Genomic DNA, 18,471 nt, shown 5'->3' with positions numbered 1-18,471 from the left:
GCCCAGTCTGGTGTACTTGCGCGGTGAGCGATGCCCACACAAACGAAGTTTTCGCGAATGATCCGTCGGATTCATCCGAGCTCAGCGATACCGCCGAGGCTTCACCGGGGGCGGTGGGCTCGGGTTGGTCACCTGGCCGACCGTTGGCGGCGGCGGCATCGATAGCGGCCGGGCTGGCGGTGTGCGCCGGACTGCCACCCTGGGGATGGTGGCCGTTGACCCTGCTTGGTGTGGCCGGCTGGGTGGCGTTGTTGGCCGGTGCCGCCCCCAGCAGCCGGTTTTGGCGCAGCTGCGGGGTGGGGCTGGGGTGGTTTGTGCCCTCGTTGTTGTGGATGGTCACGTTCACTCCGCCCGGGTACGTGATCGCCGTCTGTGTGTTCGCGTCGCTGCTCGGCCTCGCCGGGCTGGCCACCCCGCCCGGCCCCAGCAGGGTGCTGGCGCTACCCGCAGCGTTGGCGGTCACCGAGTTGATTCGCTACCACGCTCCGTTCGGTGGGGTTCCCTTGTCGATGGCCTCGCTGACGCAGGCCGACGCACCGTTGGCCCCCATCGCACGGCTTGGTGGTCCGGTGCTGTTGACGCTGGGCATCGCGGCAGTGGGGGTGGGCATCGAGGCGCTGGTCCGGCGCCGTTGGGCGTGGGGTGGCTCCTTGATCGGTGTCGTGGCCGCTGTGGCCATGCTGGGCGTCGTGGCCCCTTCGGGCAACGCAATTGCGCCCCTGCGGGTGGCGGTGGTTCAGGGCGGTGGTCCGCAGGGCACCGTGGCGCTGGACACCGACCCGGCCGATGTGTTCGCCAGGCATCTCACGGCCAGCCAGACCATCGACGGCGATGGGGCGGTCGACCTGGTGGTTTGGCCCGAGAACGTGGTCACCATCAGCGGAAAGCTGGCTGAGGACGAATGGAACGACGTGCTGGCCGATGAGGCACGGAGGCTGGGAGCGCCGTTGGAGGTGGGCGTGGTCGAGGGTGTCGACGCCAAACACTTCGCCAACTTCTCGATTGTCTACGGCCCCGATGGAACGGTTGCCTTAAACGCTGCGGGCTCCCGTTATGACAAGGAGCGGCGTGTACCGTTCGGCGAGTACGTGCCGTTCCGACCGATCATCGAACCGATCGAGGCATCGATCGGCGGGGGCCTGTTGCCGCGGCGCGACCAGTTGCCCGGCACGGGTTTGGCGGTGCTCGATCTTCCGCTGGCATCGGGTGAGACCGTGAAGGCCGCCGCGGTGATCAGTTGGGAGATCTTCTTCCCCCGCCGGGTGCGCGAGGGCGTGGCCGCCGGGGGGCAGTTGGTGCTCAACCCCACCAACGGCGCTTCCTACTGGCTGACCCTGGTGCAGTCCCAGCAGGTGGCCAACAGCCGCCTGCGGGCCATCGAGTCCGGCCGGTGGGTGCTGCAGGCGGCACCCACCGGGTTCTCGGCTGTAGTCAACCCATCAGGCGGTGTGGTCCAACGCACGGCGGTGTCCGAGCAACGGGTGCTCCAAGCCACCATCGAACGCCGCGACGGCAACACGATCGCCCAGACGACGGGCCTGCTGTTTCCGAGCCTGTTGTCAACGGTTCTGCTCCTGGCCGCCTGGGTGTTGGCAAAGCCGGGGGAGAGCGCGCTGCGTGATCGGCTGAGCGACCGTCTGCGACGCGGCCGTTCAGCCGGGCCTCGTCGCCCGTAAGCGCACCCGTATCCAGGACGCGCCCAACCCAAAACGCGCATCGGGCCCGGCCTTGGTGGCCGGGCCCGATGGTCAGTGCGATTGGCGGAGGTGGACGGGAATCGAACCCGCCGGACGGGGATCGCCCGTCCCACCCGCTTTGAAGGCGGGGGAGCCCACCAGGTACCCAGACACCTCCAGGACTGAAACTCCGCCGAGGCTGCTCAGACGGCCAGCAGGTCGCGGGCGCCGGTGTCGGACGATGGGTGGCGCAGCTTGCTCATGGCCCGAGCCTCGATCTGGCGGATGCGTTCCCGGGTGAGGTTGAAGTGCTCGCCAACCTCCTCCAGCGTGCGCGGCTCGCCCCGGTCGAGACCGAAGCGCAGCTTGAGGATTTCGCGCTCACGCTGATCCAGCGGCGACAGCAGCCGGGAGATTTCCTCGGGCAGTAGCGCGGTGGCGGCCACCTCGAAGGGTGACTCGGCCGACCGGTCCTCGACCACGTCGCCCAGTTCGGCATCGCCGTCCTCGCGCAGCGGCTCGGACAGCGACAGCGGTTCGGCCGCAAAGCGCAGCGCCTCGGTGACCTTTTCCTCGGGCATCTCCACTTCGGCGGCCAGTTCCAACAGCGTGGCGGGCCGGCCCAGCTTCAGCTCGAGGCGGGCGCGGGCCTTTTGCAGGCGGGCGAGGGTGTCGCCGGCGTGTACTGGAAGGCGAATGGTGCGGCCGGTATTGGCGATGCCGCGGGTGATCGCCTGACGAATCCACCAGGTGGCATAGGTGGAAAATTTGAAGCCCTTGCGCCAGTCAAACTTTTCGACGGCGTGCATCAGGCCCAGGTTGCCCTCCTGGATCAGGTCCAGCAGCGGCAGGCCCGACGCCTGGTATTTCTTGGCGATCGACACGACCAGGCGCAGGTTGGACTGCACGAACGTCTGCTCGGCTCCGTCGCCCTTACGGGCGGCTCGACGCAGCTCACGCTTTTTGGCCGGGGTCAACGTGATCTCGGGGTTCTCCAACTGCCCTCGGGCATCGGCACCCTTCTCGATCACCTGGGCGAGGCGCACCTCGTCGTCCTTGGTGAGCAGGGGGTATTGGCCGATATCGGTGAGGTACAGGCGGACGAGGTCTTCCTCGTCGCGCTCTACGCGATCTTTCGCCACGTGGTTCCTTCCATTGCTGGGGTCGGTGCTGGGTGGTTCGTCACTGCGGCTCTAGTACGCGCGCCTTCGTCTAAGACGATTTTGACGCTGCGGTGTGCTGCTGTGACGTGGAACTGGGTAGATCGCCTCAGTGGAGAATGGGTGGGTCGGGTGTTCCATCTACGAACTGGGGCACTATGCAGGATACGGACGTCGTCAAGGGGTGCCACCCGATATGCGACCTATTTTGGCCGATGAGTGGGGTTCTGCCCCATGCCCGCGTGCTGGATGTCATCGATCTGCGATGGACCCGGATTCTCACCGAGGGCGGCCAACTTTGCTGTCGCAGTAACGAAATCAGCGGTTGTGTCCGTCAACGCCAGCTCGCAAATCCGGCGGATTGAGGCGTCGGACGGTGCATTCGCCAATTCCAGCAATTGTTTGTAGCAGGTCAAAAACCTCGGCAGGATCAGCTGGGCGGTCAACCTCAGCGCCGCCATCGAGGTGGTCCCGGTCCACGTGGTCTCCCCGGGGGGGCCGAGCGACCTTTGGGCCTCGTCCAGCGCGTTGGCCAGGTCGAGAAGCGGGCCGTCGTCGGGCGTCGGGGGGCCAGCCGGCGAGGCCGCACCGTCGGTTCCGCCCCGCCGTTGGGGCCAGAACGTTCGAAGCTGGTCGGCGCGCCGGCCGTGATGGGCGCTGATCGGGGCGAGGGTTGCGGTGACACCGTCGATCGTGGCGGCGGTCGACCAGTGGCCGGCCATCGCCCAGCTTCGGTGCTCGGCCCAGGCCAGGCCGGTCGTCCATGCCGCCAGCAGGTCCCCACTCAGGTGGTGACCTCCTGGGTCGTCGTTCGTCACGTCCTTGCGGCATCGTGGGCGTCGCCCAACAACTCCAGCAGGTCCACCCCCACGCCGACGAAGGCGGAGACGTCGTTGTCGACGTCGCTCAGGCCCGACCGGGCCCGGCCGGCCACATAAAGACGGGCGGGCCGGTGCGCTGCCAGGGCGGAGATTGCCGGTGCGCCCCAGTCGTCGTAGACGGCATCGGACGAACACACCACCACCAGCGGCGCTCCTGATGCGGCGAAGGCTTCGGCGAGTACTTCGGGCGTGTGGAAGCCGTCGGTCTCCAGGGCCTCGATGCCCGCCGCCTCAAAAGCGTTGCGCGCCCAGGAAGCCCGGGCGATGTGCACCGCCGGCGGCCCCAGGTTGGCGAGGAACACCCGCGGCCGCTCGCCGGTGGCGGCCAGCGCATCGTCGCTGCGTTGCCGGAGCGCCTCCCAACCCTGTGCCCAGCGCACCGTTCCCAGCGGTTCGGGCAGCGTCGCGACGGCAGCGGTTTCCTGAGCGGACGGGGTCGCCTGATCAGAAGCCCCGTCGGTCTCCTCCCAGGCGGCGCGAGCCGTCTGGCGGACCGACGCGAGGTCGATGGTTGCTCGCTCGGGCACCGATTCGGTGAGCAAAGGAAACTCCGAGACGCCGGTGATGGGGCGGGCCCGGGTTGCAACCTGGGCGAGGGTTGCATTTCTGGCGGTGGCGATCTCGGCGCCCCACCATCCGGACGTGAGCGCCGCAACCATGCCGCCGTGACGCTCGATCTCGACGAACAGCTCCCAGGCGTTGGTGCACAGGGTGTCGGTGAGCGACTCGACGTACCACGAGCCTCCGGCGGGGTCGATGACCCGCCCCAGACCCGACTCCTCCTGGGCCAGCAGCTGGGTATTGCGGGCCATCCGTCGCGCCAGTCCGTCGCTGTGACCCAGGGCGGTGTCGAACGGAGCGACGGTCATCGATTCGGCCCCGCCCACCGAGGCGGCGAAGGTGGCGGCGGTGCCCCGCAGCAGGTTCACCCACGGGTCGCGTCGGGTCATCATGGCGTTCGAGGTGCGGGTGTGCACCGCCAGTGCCGCAGAGCCCTCGGGGGCGTCGGCCGAGAGGGCGAGATGGCTCCAGCAGCGGCGAGCCGCACGCAGCAGCGCAACACCGCCCCAGATGTCGGCGTCCAGGGTGAGCGTGGCCGTCACCTGCGCCAGCGCCGCCTCCAGGCTCAGCCCGCCGTCGGTGACCGCCGCCAGCATCTGTCGTCCGGTCGCCAACAGCGCGGCCAATTGCTGGGTGGGTGTGGCGCCGGCTTCGGCATAGGGGGCCGTGTCGATGCTCAGAGCGGTGACCTCGGGAAATGCCTCGTGGGTGCGGGCCGCCAACCGACCGGCGGCGGCCAGAGCGTCCTCGATGCCGCCCGGCAGCGTGCCGGTGGCGGCGAGGGCGCCAACCGGGTCGGCGCCGAAGCTTCCCAATGCCTCCACCGGGTCGATGCCGCGTCGCAGCCAAACACCCACCAGCAGCTCGGCGGCACACTCGAAGGAGGCTCCGGCATCCAGGTTGATGGCCGCCGCCTCCAGGAAGATCCCTTCCAACGCGGCGTCCAGGGCATCAACGGAGAGGGCCAACAATCCGTCCACGCCGGCGGTTTCCGTCCATGCATGGTCGGTTGGGGCCAGCCCCCGGCGCGCAGCCTCGTCGAATCGCACCGTCAGGCTGGATGCTCCGCCGGTGAGGTCGGCCAGAGCGTTGGCCGCAGCGGTGGCCGGGTCGGCTGCGTCGACGACACAGCGAATGTCCCAGGCCCCTTCGGCTCGACCGGCTGGGGCCACGCCCCGGGTAAACGGTGCCTGGCCGGGGTAGGGCAGCGAGATGGGGGCATCAGCGCCGTCGGGTCGGCGGTACAGGGGGGCCACCAAGATGCCGTCGCGCCGCGTGGTTTCGATGGCGGAGATCGGCTTGCCCCGGAGCGCTGTGTCCACCAGCGCCAGCCATTCGGCCTCGTCTGGCGCAGTGAAACCCGCGGTCAGGTCGTCCAGGTCGGCGGTTCCCATGTGGTGTGACTCCTCGGCAGGGCGGCAACGGTCCGTTGCCACGGACCCGCCCAGCGTAGAGAGTGGGCGGCGCCAGGCTAGAGAATGGTGCACGACGCCGTGAAGGGGCCCGTGCCGGCTTCGGAATCTAGGATCGCCCGACACACCCTCCCTCGAATGACCGCAAAGGCCCTCAGTGCTCGCACAGTTGCTCGCTTACAGCCCAGACACCGTTCGCCCCGACGCCGCCGCCATCGATACGGCGCTGCTGCTACTGCGGGTGACATTTGGCGTCACCATGGCCCTGCACGGCTACGGAAAGTTCTTCCAAGGGGGTCGTATCCCGGGCACGGCGGGTTGGTTCGACTCGATGGGCATGAAGCCGGGCAAGGTCATGGCGCTGATGGCGGCGAGCACTGAGGTTGGTGCGGGTCTGGGGTTTGCTCTTGGTCTGTTGACTCCGCTGATGGCGGCCGGGTTGGTCGGCCTGATGATCGTGGCGGGGTGGACGGTGCACCGCCACAATGGCTTCTTCATCGTGAAGAGCGGCTGGGAGTACAACCTGATCCTGGCCGTTGGGGCCGTGGCGGTGGCCATGCTTGGTCCAGGCGCCTTCTCGCTGGACCATGTCCTGGGGCTGGACAAGACGCTGAGCGGTTGGTTGGGCCTGGCGTTGTCGGCCGGGCTTGGCATTCTTGGCGGAGTGGGCCTGTTGGTGGCGGTGTACCGGCCGCCCGCCCCCGAGGCCTCCGACACCCCATGAACGCGCGGCGCGGCCGCTCTGGTCTGCAGGGCGTATTCGAACGCATCGGGGTTTGGAGCCGCAGCCCGCGCAATCCGGCCGAGCACCACGAACTGTCAAGCCGTGACCTGGGCCGTCTCGATCGGGTGTTCAAGCGGCTGACCGACACCACCGAGCTGTCGGGTCGCCGACGGCTTGCCGCCGAGTTGGTCACCCTGTGGGCGGAGGACGTGCCACCCGCTCGGGCCAACCTGCTGCGGGCACTGGCCGAGGGTGCACTCCCCGACGATGCGCAGCGTGTGGCCCTCGGCGTGTTGGGCAGTTCCTCCCCCGAGGTCGGAGCACCGGCCCGGCAGCGCCTCGAGCTGCTGGCCGATGCGCAACGGGCGGTTCGCACGCGTGCTGATGCCATCCTCGACGAGTTGGGTGCCGCCCCCGGGGGTGTCAGGTTCCTGGTCGAGTTGCGGGCCGCTGCCATCGACGTGGCCGCCCGCGACGACGATGCTGCGGCATCTGCTTTGGATCTGTTGGTGCAGGCCCGATTGCAGGTGCTGATGACCCCGGCCCTGATCGAGCTGCAGCGCCTCGACTGGGATACGCCCGCCAGTCTGTTGCAGCGGGTGGCCGCGCTGGAGAAGGTGCACCCCATCGAGTCGATCGACCAGTTGCGAAGTCGTTTGGCAGACGACCGGGCGGCGTTCGCCCTGTTCCACCCCGGTATACACGGTGAGCCGTTGGCGTTCGTGTGGTTGGCGTTCACCAAGGGCATCCCGGACTCTCTCGATCGCATCATCGGCCCGCATGCCGGCACCGTGCCCGTCGACCGGGCCGATACGGCCGTGTTTTGGAGTATTTCGTCCCCGCAGCCCGGCCTGGCCGGTATGGGCTTTGGAAATGAGCTCATCAAAGCAACCGTGAACGAGTTGCGAACCACGCACCCGACGGTGTCGACCTATGTGACGTTGTCGCCCGTCCCTTCGTTCGCACAGCATGTGCTGGCCACCATCTCCGGCGATGAGGACCACGAGGAATTTTCGGGCGCCGGTGCGGCGCCGCCCGAAGGCGTGGCCGGCGCGGGCGCCATCGACCAACCCCCCCGCACGATGCTCGGCACCCTTGGCATGAACCGCCCGGCGGACGAGGTTCAGCGGCTGTTGAGCGACGACATCTGGATGGTCAGCGACGAGGCGGCCCGGTATGGGGGCCGTTTCCTGAAGCTTGCGGCGGAGTACCTCACCGACACCGACGCCGGCGGCCGGTCACCCGATCCGGTGGCCAACTTCCACTTGGGCAACGGGGCGCAGCTGGCACGGCTGTGCTGGGGTGCCAACCGAACCCACGACGGTGTGGCACGGTCGCTCACCCTGATGGCCAATTACCTGTACGAGCCCGATCGGCTCAGCGAGCGGGCGGGTCACTATCGGACTGAGGGTCAGGTGAGTGTGGGTGACGACGTCGCTCGACTGCTCGACGAAGCATCCGACTGAAGAACTCGCCGCTGGGGGTTTCGCCCCGCGAGGCGCCTGCCGGATCGTTCCACAGCTCTTCACCCAGGTCGCCCATGCCACCTGGGCCCCGTAGATCGTCTTCGTCGCCCTGCGACATCGAGACGGCGGTCAGTTCAGAGGTGACCACCTCGTGTCGCTGCAGGAACGCCGAGAGGAACGCCTGCACGATCGCTGCTACGGGCAGGGCCAGCAGGGCGCCGACGGGGCCGATGAGGCTGGCGCCGGCGATCACCGATCCAAACGCCACTGCAGCGTGAATGTTCATGGTGCGGGCGGTCACCCGGGGGGCAAACAGGTAGTTCTCCAACTGTTGGTACACGGTGAAGAAGATCAGCAGCGCCAAGGCGGCGATCGGGGCGTTCAGCAGGGCGATCAGAATGGGCAGAGCGCCGGCCAGGTAGGTGCCGATGACGGGTACGAACTGGCTGAGGACGCCCATCCACAACGCCAAGGCCAACGCGTAGGGCACACCCAGAACCTCCATGGCCACCCAGCTGAATATGGTGCACAGTGCAGCGAGCACTATCCGGCTGTAGAGGTAGCCGCCGGTCTTGGCGATGGCCAACTCCCACAGGTCCAACACCATGCGCTGCCGGTCGGGTGGCAGGCGGCTGCAGATGGTCCGGCGAAACTTTGGGCCGTCGGCGGTCAGGTAGAAGGCGAACAGCCCAATGGTGAGTAGCCGGAACAGAGCGCCAACCGCGGCCGCCGACAGCGTGACCACACGTCCACCCACGTTGGTGGCCATGGTGGACAAGTCGCCCTGGTAGGTCTCGATCTGACTGACGAGGTCGTCGGATGTCACCTCGGTGTTGAACCTGCGGTTCACCCAGTCGGTGGTGTCGCGCACGTAGCGGGGCGCGTCGTCCACCAGCCGGCTGGTTTCGCTGATCACCAGGTCAACCATCGCGTAGGTCAGTAGCGCGCCGCCCAACAGCACCACCACAAAGACCAGGCCGGTGGCGGCGCCGCGGCGCCATCCGCGGTCGGCCAGCCAGTTCACCGCCGGTTCCATGGCGAAGCTCAGAAACAGCGCCACCATCAGCATCAAAAGCAGGTCGCGCAGCAGGTAGATCGTGACCCGCAGCAGCACCAGCGAGGCCACGGTGAGCGCGGTGTAGATCAGGGCTCGCGGGTACCAGGGTGGCAGCCGGTCACCGAGCGGACTTGTGGTTACCTCCCGCTTTTCGTGGTGCCGGGTCCATCCAGGGTCGTCCAGGCGGTCGGGGTCATCGTGGGCGGCCGGGCGGTCGCCCTGTGCGCTTCCCGTTCCGGCCTCGTTGGTCATGGCCACAGCTTGCCAGGTTCGTCGGTGAAGAGTCGGGCCCATCCCTTGCGGTTGGCATCCGGCAGTTAGGTGCAATCTGAAGGTCGTCCGGAGGATTCACATGCCTGAAGAAGATGTGCAACCGTCACACGCCGACGACGTCGCATTACCTGGCTTTCTGCACCACCGCCTGTTGCAGCGGTCGGATCTCAGCCGTTGGTCCAGATCGGTGATATCACCGTCTACCCGGGTTACGTGGTGACTCCTTCGGGGTCGGCCCCTTCGGCTGGGTTGAACTGGACCGTGCGAGACACGTCCTTACTCAGCCAGATACCCGTGCCCAGCAAGTTGCAGGTAGGCACTCTTCAACAGTGGGTGATGTACGCCCGGTCGCTCTCCAACGCCTGATAATGCCTATCGTCCGAACATGCCCATCCATTCGGTGGCATTGCGGGGCGCGAAAACGAAGTTGTGCGTGCGGGTATCGCCCATCGATGCCGATGGCTCGGCCGAGTACAGGTGGCCTGGGTACAGCGTGGTGTCGTCGGAAACTTTTGACAGTCGTTGCGTCAGGCTCTCGTACAGCGCCGCCGGGTCGCCGCCGGGCAGGTCGGTTCGGCCACAGCCCTCCAAAAACAGTGTGTCGCCCGCCACCAGCTTGCCTTCCACCAGAAAGCACTGGCTGCCGGGTGTGTGACCGGGTGTGTGTATCAGCGTGATCGGCACTTCGCCCACCATCACCACATCGCCCGATGTGTGGGTGTGCAGCTGGTCGTCGGAAACCTCGGTCACCTTGCGCAGCCACTCCACCTCATCGCCCTGGATGTGCAGCGGAACCTCCACGCGTTCTAGTAACTCGCGTACCCCAGCGATGTTGTGGCCCATCATGTCCCCACCCGAATGGTCGGGGTGGTAGTGGGTCACCAAGGCCCCGGTCAGCATCATGTCATCGGCCTCAAGTACATCGACCAGCTCGCCGGGGGCGTAAGCCGGGTCCACCAGCACGGCCTCGCCGGTTTGGCGGTCACCTATGGCGTACACAAAGTTCACCATCTGCCGGGCGATCGGGTCGTTCTTGGCAAAGTCCCGGCCGGCCAGTAGCTGGCGGAAGTACAACCGGCTGGAGCCGGGCGTGGCGGTGGAGGTTGCAGTGGCGTCGCTCATGGGCACCAGTGTGGCGCAATGTCGACGGCTGCGCGGTCAGGGGTATGCCCGCCAACCTGTCGGTTGCGCAGCAGCCCGACCGCTTCGCGGCCGCCCGCCAACCGGCTCTAAGGTGATGAATGGAGGGATGGCAGAGCGGACGATTGCGACGGTCTTGAAAACCGTTGAGGTGCAAGCCTCCGGGGGTTCGAATCCCCCTCCCTCCGCCATCTACATCCATACGGGCGACTAGGAAGCAGCCCGATTCGAGCGGGATTGCAACTCCTCGTCTCTAGTCGGTTTGAGGCGTCATCCCATCCAGCATCCCATCCGTCCGGTGGGTTTTGGCAGGATGGGGCACGTGCGCGGGTCACTCAGAAACCTGCCGTCAGGGTCGTGGGAGATCCGACTTTTCCTGGGGACCGACGACACCGGCAAGAAGCGGTACCGGTCAAAGTCAGTCAAGGGCTCGAAGCGTGAAGCCGAGCGCACGATGCGCCAGCTGATCGCCGAGATCGAGGCCGGACGAGTCGAGGGCAGCCGATCCGAGCAAACGCTCACGGTCGATCAGCTGCCCGAACGCTGGCAGACAGCGAACGTCAACGACTGGAGCCCGACTACCGCCCGAGACCACCAACGGACAGCCGAGGGCTGGATCTCGCCGCACATCGGCACCGTCAGGATCAACCGGCTGACGGTTGAACGCCTGGAGGGCTTCTACCAAACACTCCTCTCTGAAGGCGGCAAGGCTGGGCGTCCGCTGTCGGCGCAGTCGGTCAAGAAGGCTCACAGCATCCTCAGGGCAGCGCTGTCTGCTGCTGTGCGCTGGCGGCTTATCCCCAACAACCCGGCACTGATCGCCCACACCCCACGCGTCGAGCCCCACCAACACAAAGTGCCCGACCTCGACACGGTGGCGGCGATCATCGGGAAGGCCGACCCGAGGATGGCCACGATTATCCGCCTGGCGATCGCCACCGGTGCCCGCCGAGGTGAACTCGGCGCGTTGAAGTGGTCCGACATCGACGTCGAGCAGCGGCTGATCACGTTCCAGCGTTCGGTCGTTGATGGGGGTCCGGCATCGAAGGTGAAACCGACCAAGACCCGTACCACCGGTGTCGTGTCCGTCGGTGAGGCCACGATGGCGTCGATCGAGGAATGGCGAGCCCACCAAACCGACGCAGCCAGCAAGGTCGGTCTCGGCTCGCTCGGAGCGGACGGGTGGGTGTTCCCCTCACGGGACTGGAACCATCCGTTGACGCTCAACCAGATCACCAACGACTGGCGAACCCTCGCCGACGCCCATGGGCTCGACGGCGTCAGATTTCATGACCTCCGCCATGCAACGGCCACCCACCTCATCGCCAATGGCACCGACGTCCGCACCGTCGCTGGACGTCTCCGCCACGCCAGCCCAACCATGACCCTCGACGTCTACGCCGCCCGCACCACCGAAGCCGACCAGGCAGCCGGGGAACTCATCGACACCCTCCTCGACAAGCCGTAAGCGATCGCTGACCGGCAACGCGCCGCCCTCGCACAACACCTCGAGGGGGTCGCACGGCATCCCATCGTTCGTCCCATCGAAACGCCGATTCGGGTCCAAGGGTCAGGCTTGGCCGCCTGGAACGTCTGACCCAACTGGTATGTTGTGTTGATGGTCCCGCGGTTCGTCGATGGTGTGTTGCCCCCGGGTGAGTGGCTGGCGTCCTGGGCCGAGGTCGAGGCAACGTTTGGGGGAACCGATTGGCGTGTTCACCTCCTCGAGGGTTGCCGCCGGGCGTTGCTGTCGCTGAAGGCGGCCGGGTGTCGACGTGCATGGATCGATGGGAGCTTCGTGACGGCCAAGGTTCACCCCGGCGACGTCGATGCTTCGTATGACCCGATAGGGGTCGACCGGTCGGTGCTGCATCCGGCGTTGTTGGACCTGTCACCCGGGAGGCCTGCACAAAAGGCTGCGTTCGGTTGCGAGTTCTTTCCCAACATCATCGAAGGATCGTCGGGCCGGTACTTCGTGGAGTTCTTTCAACGCGATCGTGATGGCCGCCCAAAGGGCATCGTCGTGATCGACCTGACCAACGAGGGGTTCGAACAATGATCAAAAATGAGCGTCAGTACAAGATCACTCGGTCCAAGGCCGATGAGGTTCGGGTAGCGATCAGTGAGCTGGAGCGGGCGCCTTTGCCCGAGGGGCTGTCTGCCGAGATGCGCGAGCTGCAGATGCAGGCACTCAGCGGGACGTTGGGCGACTTCGAAACCGAGCTGGCGGACTTCGATGCGTTGCATGACGCGACGCTGATTGAGGCGACCGGAATCGGGGAGTTTCCGACTGCGTTGATCAGGGCGCGGATCGCTCGCGGATTGACCCAGCGCGAACTGGCAGATCGGCTCGGAATCGCAGAGCAGTCGATCCAGCGCTACGAGGCCGGCGACTATGCCGGTGTGAGTTTCGCCCGACTCGTCGAAATCGCCGAAGCGCTCGCGGTGACCGTCCACTACGACGTCCGTCTCGCTTCAGCAAGCTAACCGCCCGGGATACGGGGTCGTCCCCAGTTGCTCAGGGGTTCCCCTCGCTGCCGCGATTGGAGGCCTCAAAGGGGCGCCGCGCGGTACACCACGACATGGGGTTCACCCGTGATCTGGCGTTGGCGGTGCGGGCTACCGCATCGGCACGCCCTGGCACCGCCCGTTGCCCATCATGGGAAGGAGGCGTACGCGCTCATCTGAAATGGCAAATTCAGGTTGCGCCCGATTGCGACGTTGCGCCGCGATGTGCGTGGTTCACGATGCGCCCGAGATTCTCAGGATTTGAGGGCGGATCACTCCTCGTCCCGCAACAGGTCGACAGAATCTGGGCAACCGAGGCAACGACAATCTGTCTGGAGGAAACGGTCGGCGTCCCACGCAGCGAAACTTGTGGGCCGGTTCGGGAACCGTCGGTCCAGTTCCTCAGCGCTTAGTCGTTCGGGTGCCACATGCCCAAACTAGAGCCAAGGACGCCAGCCTTCACACGGGACGTTGTCGGTCACGAGGCGCTGTCACGACGGGCGACCCGCTCCCGAGCGCGATCGCGGGCGGCGGCCGTGCGCCTGGCGGCCGCATCATCGTTGGGAGCGTCCCGAACGGCGGCGACCGCGGCTCTTCCAGCTTCCATGCGCCTGAACTTCAGTTCCCACACCGACGTGAGGGGAATCTTGTGATGCGATCCTGTTTTCTGATCTTGCAGGATTCCCTGGTTGATCCAGCGAACAACCATAGGGCGAGAGACGCCGAGCAACTCCGCTGCCTTTGCTGGGGACACGGTCTCCAGATCATCGAGGACAAGGTCGACTAGGTCCGCTTGTCGTGGCGTGAGTTGCACCTCGGTCCCGTCAGCACGCAGCACCAGCTGGGGCCTCTTCGAATGCTGTTCCGTTGTTGTCGGTCCGGCCATCGGCAACCCTCCCGTCAAACTGAAACAACTGTAACCCCTGCCGGACATTTCGCCTTCGTCGCGCCCCGCTATTGGACCCGCCGGTTGGCCTCAGAGTGTTGATCGAGGGCTTCGGGATAATCCGACAAGGGAACGCCGCTGTGACGCCCCGCAAAACCCGAAACTCGCTGAAGTTGGGAACCCAGCAAGAAACGGCTCACATAGTCGTACGTAAATTTGTACATCAATGCACTAGGATTCACGCGATGTCGGTGACCAGACCTCTTGAGATCCTCCCTACCACCGAAGCCCGGGCCAAGCTCTCTCAGATCTTGGCCGGTTTCGAACTCGACGGGGTTAACGCCGAACCCGTCACTTTTGGCAGCCACCGGCGGCCACAAGGGGTCATCATCGGTTGGGACCTATGGCTAGAGATTCTCCCGGCGATTGAAGACCACCTTGACGCGACCGAAGCGCGCCGACGTCTCGATGACGCAGGTCCAGACCGAGTGAGCTTCGATGAAGCCGCCCAGGCCGTCGGCCGACGACCCGACTCGTACTCCTGACGAGCAGGAACCCGACACCGTCGAAGTGCTCGCCATTGGACCGCGCGGAGGCCACGCTGCCTACCAGGCGGCCACGGGCAGAGTTGGGACCGAGTGAAGCCAGCGACTCGTTGACGACGTTGGTTCAGCGTCGATCTTCGGGCGCGGGCAACCCGATGTCGACTCGCCCGAGATATCGTCGCTCACGAGGCGCCCTCACGACGGGCAACCCGGTCACCAGGCGAGATCACCGGCGGCGGAGGTAGGCCTGCGAATGCGCCTGGCGATGTGCGAGAAGCTCCATCCTCGAGCTCAGATCCGTCAGCAGCAGCGCGGCTGGTTGCGTGCAGGGTGCAACAGAACGCCTGGGCGGTGGCGTCTAGTAGGTGTGACGACACGCCACGGATCTCATATATCGCTGTCATGACCACAGGGACCGACACATTCACCTACCAGGTATGTGACGATCAGGGCACCTGCTCGACCGGCACCCTCACCGTGGAGGTCATGGACGAGTCGTCCTGCACAATCGTTGGGACCGACGGCGATGACGTCCTCGTCGGCACCGACGGAGACGATGTCATATGCGGGCTCGGCGGCGACGACACCCTCACCGGAGGACCTGGTGGCGACGAGTTGCGAGGAGGCCGAGGAGCAGACGTCCTTCGACGCGGCGACGGTGACGACCTTGCCAGCAGCGGCCGCGGCGAAGACAACATTCGAGGCAACGCAGAGGCACACCAGCTCTACGGCGGGCCGGGAGCAGATGGCGCCACAGGTGGCGGCGGCAACGACGAGCTCCGTGGCGGAGCAGGCCCGGACATCATCGACGGTCAAGCAGGACGCGACACGATCCGAGGAGGACGCGGCGCCGACCACCTCAGCGGCTCAGCTGGCAACGACGATCTGTCCGGAGGAAACGGAAATGACACTGGATACGGTGGCCGGAGCACCGACACGTGCGCCAGCCTGGAGGTAGTGAGAGGATGCGAAACGTAGAACTAACGACTTCATTGCCGCCAAAGAGGTTCTTGGCGGCCATGGCGGTCTGCCTTGGTCTGATCGTGTTGGGGGGCTGCTCCGACGAGTCAGATTCTTCCGCAGCCGGTAGTTCTGAAGCTGATCTAATCCTGGGCGGTGAGCCTCCAATGTCACCGGAGGCGCAGGCCAGGGCGGATTGGGAGCGCGCCGACCTCAACCGTGCTGATATAGCGGTCACAGGCAGTGTCTCGGAGACGAGCGACACCGGCGCGACCCTTGAACTCTCAGTCGCAGTGCTCGACAAGGAGTCGGCTCGTGGCCTAAACCTCGTCGTATATGTTCCGGACGGCACGGAAGCGACTGAACTCAGTAGCGGCGATCACTGTAGCGACGTGCAAAATGGCAAGTTGAGGTGTTCGTGGCAGACTTCGCTGGAAAAGGGCAATCCGTTCCGGGTGGAAATCGACCTGGAACGTCCTGAAAGGTTTGCCGGAACTCAAGCCAGGGCGGAGGTCTACAGCGCCAGCAACCCTCCGGAAAATGACTCCGACCCATACAACAACTATTTGACCCTGGACCTCAGTTGACCCTGTCCGTCACCAATCATTGCGGTTACCGGCTCCCTTTGCCACCTGCGACAGCCGGGCCAGCCCTACCTTGCTCGGGTTGGCTCGCTGTAACGACCAGCCTGCTTCGTCGGGACGACGGCGATGCCGACACCGATGTACTCCCCGAAACGCGGGAACAGCATCGGCTGCAGTCCCTACTTCTCCGACAACGCAACCTCTCACCTGTTGAGCGCCACGTTCGTGGGTGACGCTGGGGTGGGTTCAGCCCCGGCCCGAGAGCTTGGCACCAGCGGCGATGCGCACGTCCGGCCGTCCCGCGTGCGCTAGCCATAGCAGCGGTATTGCGCCGTCTAACCAGCGGGACAGTTTGGCCATGAAAATGGCCATGATTGGAACTCTCAATGGGGCTATGAAGTCCTAAGGAACTACTAGGCCGCCGCGGTTTCTAGGGGTTTCCGGGGGTACAGAAGGGCTGATCAAGCGTCTTGAAAACCGTTGAGGTGCAAGCCTCCGGGGGTTCGAATCCCCCTCCCTCCGCCACCCAACTCCCTTACGGGGACTTGAAAATGGCCCGAAGCAAGTGGTCTCCGGATCAGCTGCTGGCATCTTTCCGGGTGGCTGCTGCCGAGTTGCAGGCGACGGGCTCTGAGACCGGCTTCGAGATGTGTCTGCCTGCGTCCCCGCCGATTTCGTAGTGGGGATCTCGCAACGTGCTGCGCTGGCGCGGCCGGGCACGTGCCGCGCGCTCGGTGTGTCGTGCCACAAGCGGCCCAGGGCCAGACCGCCGTCTCTGAGCGGCACCAGTAGCCACAGGTGATCGACTTATCCACAGAAGGTTTGCCGTCCGTGTCATAGTTATGCCACCGAATGACATAACTCCAGGTGGCGTTGCATAACTGTGGTATAACTCGCTCATGCTGGCGGCCGACCTCGAGCGACTCATCGGTGGGGGCGAGAGCTACAGCCTTGAGTTCAAGCGGGACATCAACGATTCGGAGCTGACCACGAACGTGGTCTGCCTGGCGAACGGCGACGGCGGGCTTCTACTCATCGGGGTTGACGACGATGGCGCCGTGATCGGCGCTCGGCCGCGCCATGGCAAGGCCACTGAACCTGAACGCCTCCCTGCGCTCGTTGCGAACACGACGTCTCCGCCTGTCAACGTGACGGCGTCGACAGTTGACGTCGGCGGCAAGACGGTCATCGTGATCGAAGTGCCGAAGCAGACGTCGCTGGTCTCGACGACCTCAGGTGTCTACGTTCGACGAGCGCTCGATGTCAACGGCGACGCACAGTGTCTACCTATGCAGCCGCACGATGCGATCGCTCGACTTGCCTCGATCGGACAGCGCGACCTGTCAGCAATGCCGGTCCCCGACGCGACCAGCGACGACCTTGGCGAGATCGAGATCGGCCGTTTCCGTGAGTCGGTACGCACGATCGGCGATCGAACGCTGGCCGAATTGTCGACCGAAGATCTGATCTCAGCCCTTGGGTTCCGGACGGTTGACGGTGACCTCGTGGTGGGCGCGGTTCTGATGTTCGGCACTGAACAGGCGCTGAGGCGATTCGTGCCGACGCACGAAGTTGCGTTTCAAGTACTTGACCAATCGAGCGGGGTGCAAGCGAACCGGATCCAGCGGATCCCGCTGGTTCGGGCGATGACCGAACTCAGCAGTGCCATCGCCCCCTTCAACCTGGAGGAGGAAGTTGAGCACGGGCTTTTGCGAGTCGGGCTGCCTCGCTACTCCGACGTTGCGATCCGCGAGACGATCGCCAATGCACTCGTGCACCGAAACTATGGCCTGGTGGGGCAGGTTCGAGTTGCGATCGAGAACGATGTCCTCTCGATAACGAGCCCCGGCGCGTTTCCCGACGGCATCACGATCCACAACCTGTTGTCCGTACCCCCCAAACCGCGGAACCCGCTCTTGGCCGATGCCTTCAAACGGGCAGGCCTGGTTGAACGGACGGGGCGAGGGATCAACCGCGTCTTCGCCGGCCAACTCGAACTCGGCCGGCCGGCGCCCGATTACTCGCGATCCACAAACGACTGGGTCGAGGTCCGGATGCGTTCTGGGCCGGCCGATCAAGAGCTTGCCGCCTTCATCGCAAGTGTCCGCTCTCGCAACGCGGGGATGGTCGACCTGCGGTTCCTCCAGGTGCTCCACGAGGTGCGCCAGGAGCGTCGCATCACCTCGGACCGAACAGCCGAGGTGCTCCAAGTTTCCGTCGATGAGGCGCGTGCCGAACTCAACAAGCTGGTCGAGCAGGGACTGCTGGAAGCAAGAGGTGAGCGAAAGGGTCGCTCGTACCACCTGGCTTCATCGGTGTACGAGCAACTCGGAGAACAGGCCGAGTACGTGCGAACACGCGGCTTCGACACTCTCCAACATGAGCAAATGATCCTGACCTACGTCGATAGGTACGACAGGATCAGCCGATCGGGGGTCGTCGAATTGTGCCAGCTGAAACCAGCCCAAGCGACCAGACTGCTCGGTCGCATGGTCGACGCCGGGAAGCTCGATATGCGCGGCCAGAAGCGCGGCGCCTACTACGTACTTGCACAACCGTGAATGAGTACTTGCACAACCGTGAATGAGCCGACTGGACGCCAGACCGTGCCGAATTTGGTGAGCCGCTGCCCGCAACG

Annotated in this window: 16 protein-coding genes and 2 tRNA genes; 11 read left to right on the top strand and 7 right to left on the bottom strand. The window is 65.4% G+C overall.

The window, feature by feature from the left end; all coding sequences use genetic code 11:
* The first annotated feature begins 23 nt into the window (after positions 1 to 23).
* Entirely contained in the window at positions 24 to 1,676 is a 1,653-nt protein-coding gene (gene lnt / locus MPARV_RS0107975) for an apolipoprotein N-acyltransferase (protein WP_020377861.1), read from the top strand.
* An 82-nt stretch (positions 1,677 to 1,758) separates the two neighbouring features.
* Here the strand turns inward: lnt and MPARV_RS0107970 are convergent.
* The 4 genes from MPARV_RS0107970 to MPARV_RS0107955 all read right to left on the bottom strand — a co-directional run bounded on the left by MPARV_RS0107970 (position 1,759) and on the right by MPARV_RS0107955 (position 5,672).
* Positions 1,759 to 1,854: transfer RNA gene (locus tag MPARV_RS0107970), tRNA-Sec, on the bottom strand.
* Positions 1,855 to 1,879: 25 nt separating this feature from the next.
* Complete coding sequence (locus MPARV_RS0107965) at positions 1,880 to 2,818, bottom strand: sigma-70 family RNA polymerase sigma factor (RefSeq protein ID WP_012223273.1); 939 nt, start codon at positions 2,816 to 2,818, stop codon at positions 1,880 to 1,882.
* 221 nt (positions 2,819 to 3,039) lie between these two features.
* Positions 3,040 to 3,654, bottom strand: a complete 615-nt coding sequence (locus MPARV_RS0107960; protein WP_020377860.1) for a hypothetical protein — start codon at positions 3,652 to 3,654, stop codon at positions 3,040 to 3,042.
* Positions 3,651 to 5,672, bottom strand: a complete 2,022-nt coding sequence (locus MPARV_RS0107955; protein WP_020377859.1) for a methylmalonyl-CoA mutase family protein — start codon at positions 5,670 to 5,672, stop codon at positions 3,651 to 3,653. Before MPARV_RS0107955 ends, MPARV_RS0107960 begins: the two co-directional genes overlap by 4 nt.
* Before the next feature lie 175 nt (positions 5,673 to 5,847).
* On the opposite strand from MPARV_RS0107955, the gene MPARV_RS0107950 reads away from it, so the two are divergent.
* Together MPARV_RS0107950 and MPARV_RS0107945 are read left to right on the top strand one after the other, a co-directional pair.
* The gene (locus tag MPARV_RS0107950) at positions 5,848 to 6,414 is read left to right on the top strand and encodes a DoxX family protein (RefSeq protein WP_012223270.1); all 567 of its coding nucleotides are present in this window, start codon (positions 5,848 to 5,850) and stop codon (positions 6,412 to 6,414) included.
* The gene (locus MPARV_RS0107945) at positions 6,411 to 7,880 is read left to right on the top strand and encodes a malonyl-CoA decarboxylase domain-containing protein (protein ID WP_020377858.1); all 1,470 of its coding nucleotides are present in this window, start codon (positions 6,411 to 6,413) and stop codon (positions 7,878 to 7,880) included. Before MPARV_RS0107950 ends, MPARV_RS0107945 begins: the two co-directional genes overlap by 4 nt.
* On the opposite strand, the gene MPARV_RS0107940 is transcribed toward MPARV_RS0107945, so the two are convergent.
* On the bottom strand, positions 7,792 to 9,189 hold the full coding sequence (locus MPARV_RS0107940) for an AI-2E family transporter (protein ID WP_012223263.1): 1,398 nt from the start codon (positions 9,187 to 9,189) through the stop codon (positions 7,792 to 7,794). The genes MPARV_RS0107945 and MPARV_RS0107940 overlap by 89 nt on opposite strands.
* A gap of 393 nt (positions 9,190 to 9,582) precedes the next feature.
* Positions 9,583 to 10,332: an MBL fold metallo-hydrolase gene (locus MPARV_RS0107935; protein WP_020377856.1), complete on the bottom strand. Its 750-nt coding sequence runs from the start codon at positions 10,330 to 10,332 to the stop codon at positions 9,583 to 9,585.
* 121 nt (positions 10,333 to 10,453) lie between these two features.
* Here MPARV_RS0107935 and MPARV_RS0107930 point away from each other — a divergent pair.
* From MPARV_RS0107930 to MPARV_RS0107915, 4 genes are all read left to right on the top strand, one after another.
* A tRNA-Ser gene (locus tag MPARV_RS0107930) sits at positions 10,454 to 10,541 on the top strand.
* 122 nt (positions 10,542 to 10,663) lie between these two features.
* Positions 10,664 to 11,818: a tyrosine-type recombinase/integrase gene (locus tag MPARV_RS0107925; RefSeq protein WP_020377855.1), complete on the top strand. Its 1,155-nt coding sequence runs from the start codon at positions 10,664 to 10,666 to the stop codon at positions 11,816 to 11,818.
* A 150-nt stretch (positions 11,819 to 11,968) separates the two neighbouring features.
* Positions 11,969 to 12,409 (top strand): DUF6932 family protein, encoded by a 441-nt coding sequence (locus MPARV_RS0107920; protein ID WP_031277679.1) that lies wholly within the window; start codon positions 11,969 to 11,971, stop codon positions 12,407 to 12,409.
* Positions 12,406 to 12,837, top strand: a complete 432-nt coding sequence (locus tag MPARV_RS0107915) for a helix-turn-helix domain-containing protein (RefSeq protein ID WP_020377853.1) — start codon at positions 12,406 to 12,408, stop codon at positions 12,835 to 12,837. The genes MPARV_RS0107920 and MPARV_RS0107915 overlap by 4 nt, the downstream gene beginning before the upstream one ends.
* Before the next feature lie 499 nt (positions 12,838 to 13,336).
* Here the strand turns inward: MPARV_RS0107915 and MPARV_RS21070 are convergent, their stop codons facing one another.
* Positions 13,337 to 13,744 carry an excisionase family DNA-binding protein gene (locus MPARV_RS21070; RefSeq protein ID WP_012223253.1) on the bottom strand — a complete coding sequence of 136 codons (408 nt, stop codon included), beginning with the start codon at positions 13,742 to 13,744 and terminating at the stop codon, positions 13,337 to 13,339.
* A 245-nt stretch (positions 13,745 to 13,989) separates the two neighbouring features.
* Here MPARV_RS21070 and MPARV_RS0107905 point away from each other — a divergent pair, with 245 nt between their 5' ends.
* From MPARV_RS0107905 to MPARV_RS0107885, 4 genes are all read left to right on the top strand, one after another.
* Positions 13,990 to 14,289: a hypothetical protein gene (locus MPARV_RS0107905; RefSeq protein ID WP_012223251.1), complete on the top strand. Its 300-nt coding sequence runs from the start codon at positions 13,990 to 13,992 to the stop codon at positions 14,287 to 14,289.
* Between the two features lie 267 nt (positions 14,290 to 14,556).
* The gene (locus MPARV_RS0107900) at positions 14,557 to 15,267 is read left to right on the top strand and encodes a calcium-binding protein (protein ID WP_420886226.1); all 711 of its coding nucleotides are present in this window, start codon (positions 14,557 to 14,559) and stop codon (positions 15,265 to 15,267) included.
* Positions 15,255 to 15,836, top strand: coding sequence for a hypothetical protein (locus MPARV_RS0107895; RefSeq protein ID WP_012223247.1), 582 nt, complete (start codon positions 15,255 to 15,257; stop codon positions 15,834 to 15,836). The genes MPARV_RS0107900 and MPARV_RS0107895 overlap by 13 nt, the downstream gene beginning before the upstream one ends.
* Positions 15,837 to 16,732: 896 nt before the next feature.
* Positions 16,733 to 18,394, top strand: a complete 1,662-nt coding sequence (locus MPARV_RS0107885) for an RNA-binding domain-containing protein (protein WP_020377848.1) — start codon at positions 16,733 to 16,735, stop codon at positions 18,392 to 18,394.
* The last annotated feature ends 77 nt before the right edge of the window (positions 18,395 to 18,471 follow it).

Origin of the sequence: Candidatus Microthrix parvicella Bio17-1, from assembly GCF_000299415.1 — a bacterium.
GTDB classification, from domain to species: Bacteria; Actinomycetota; Acidimicrobiia; order Acidimicrobiales; family Microtrichaceae; genus Microthrix; species Microthrix parvicella.
The sequence above is the reverse complement of the archived record's forward strand: the minus strand, read 5'-3'. Positions and strand labels throughout refer to the sequence as shown.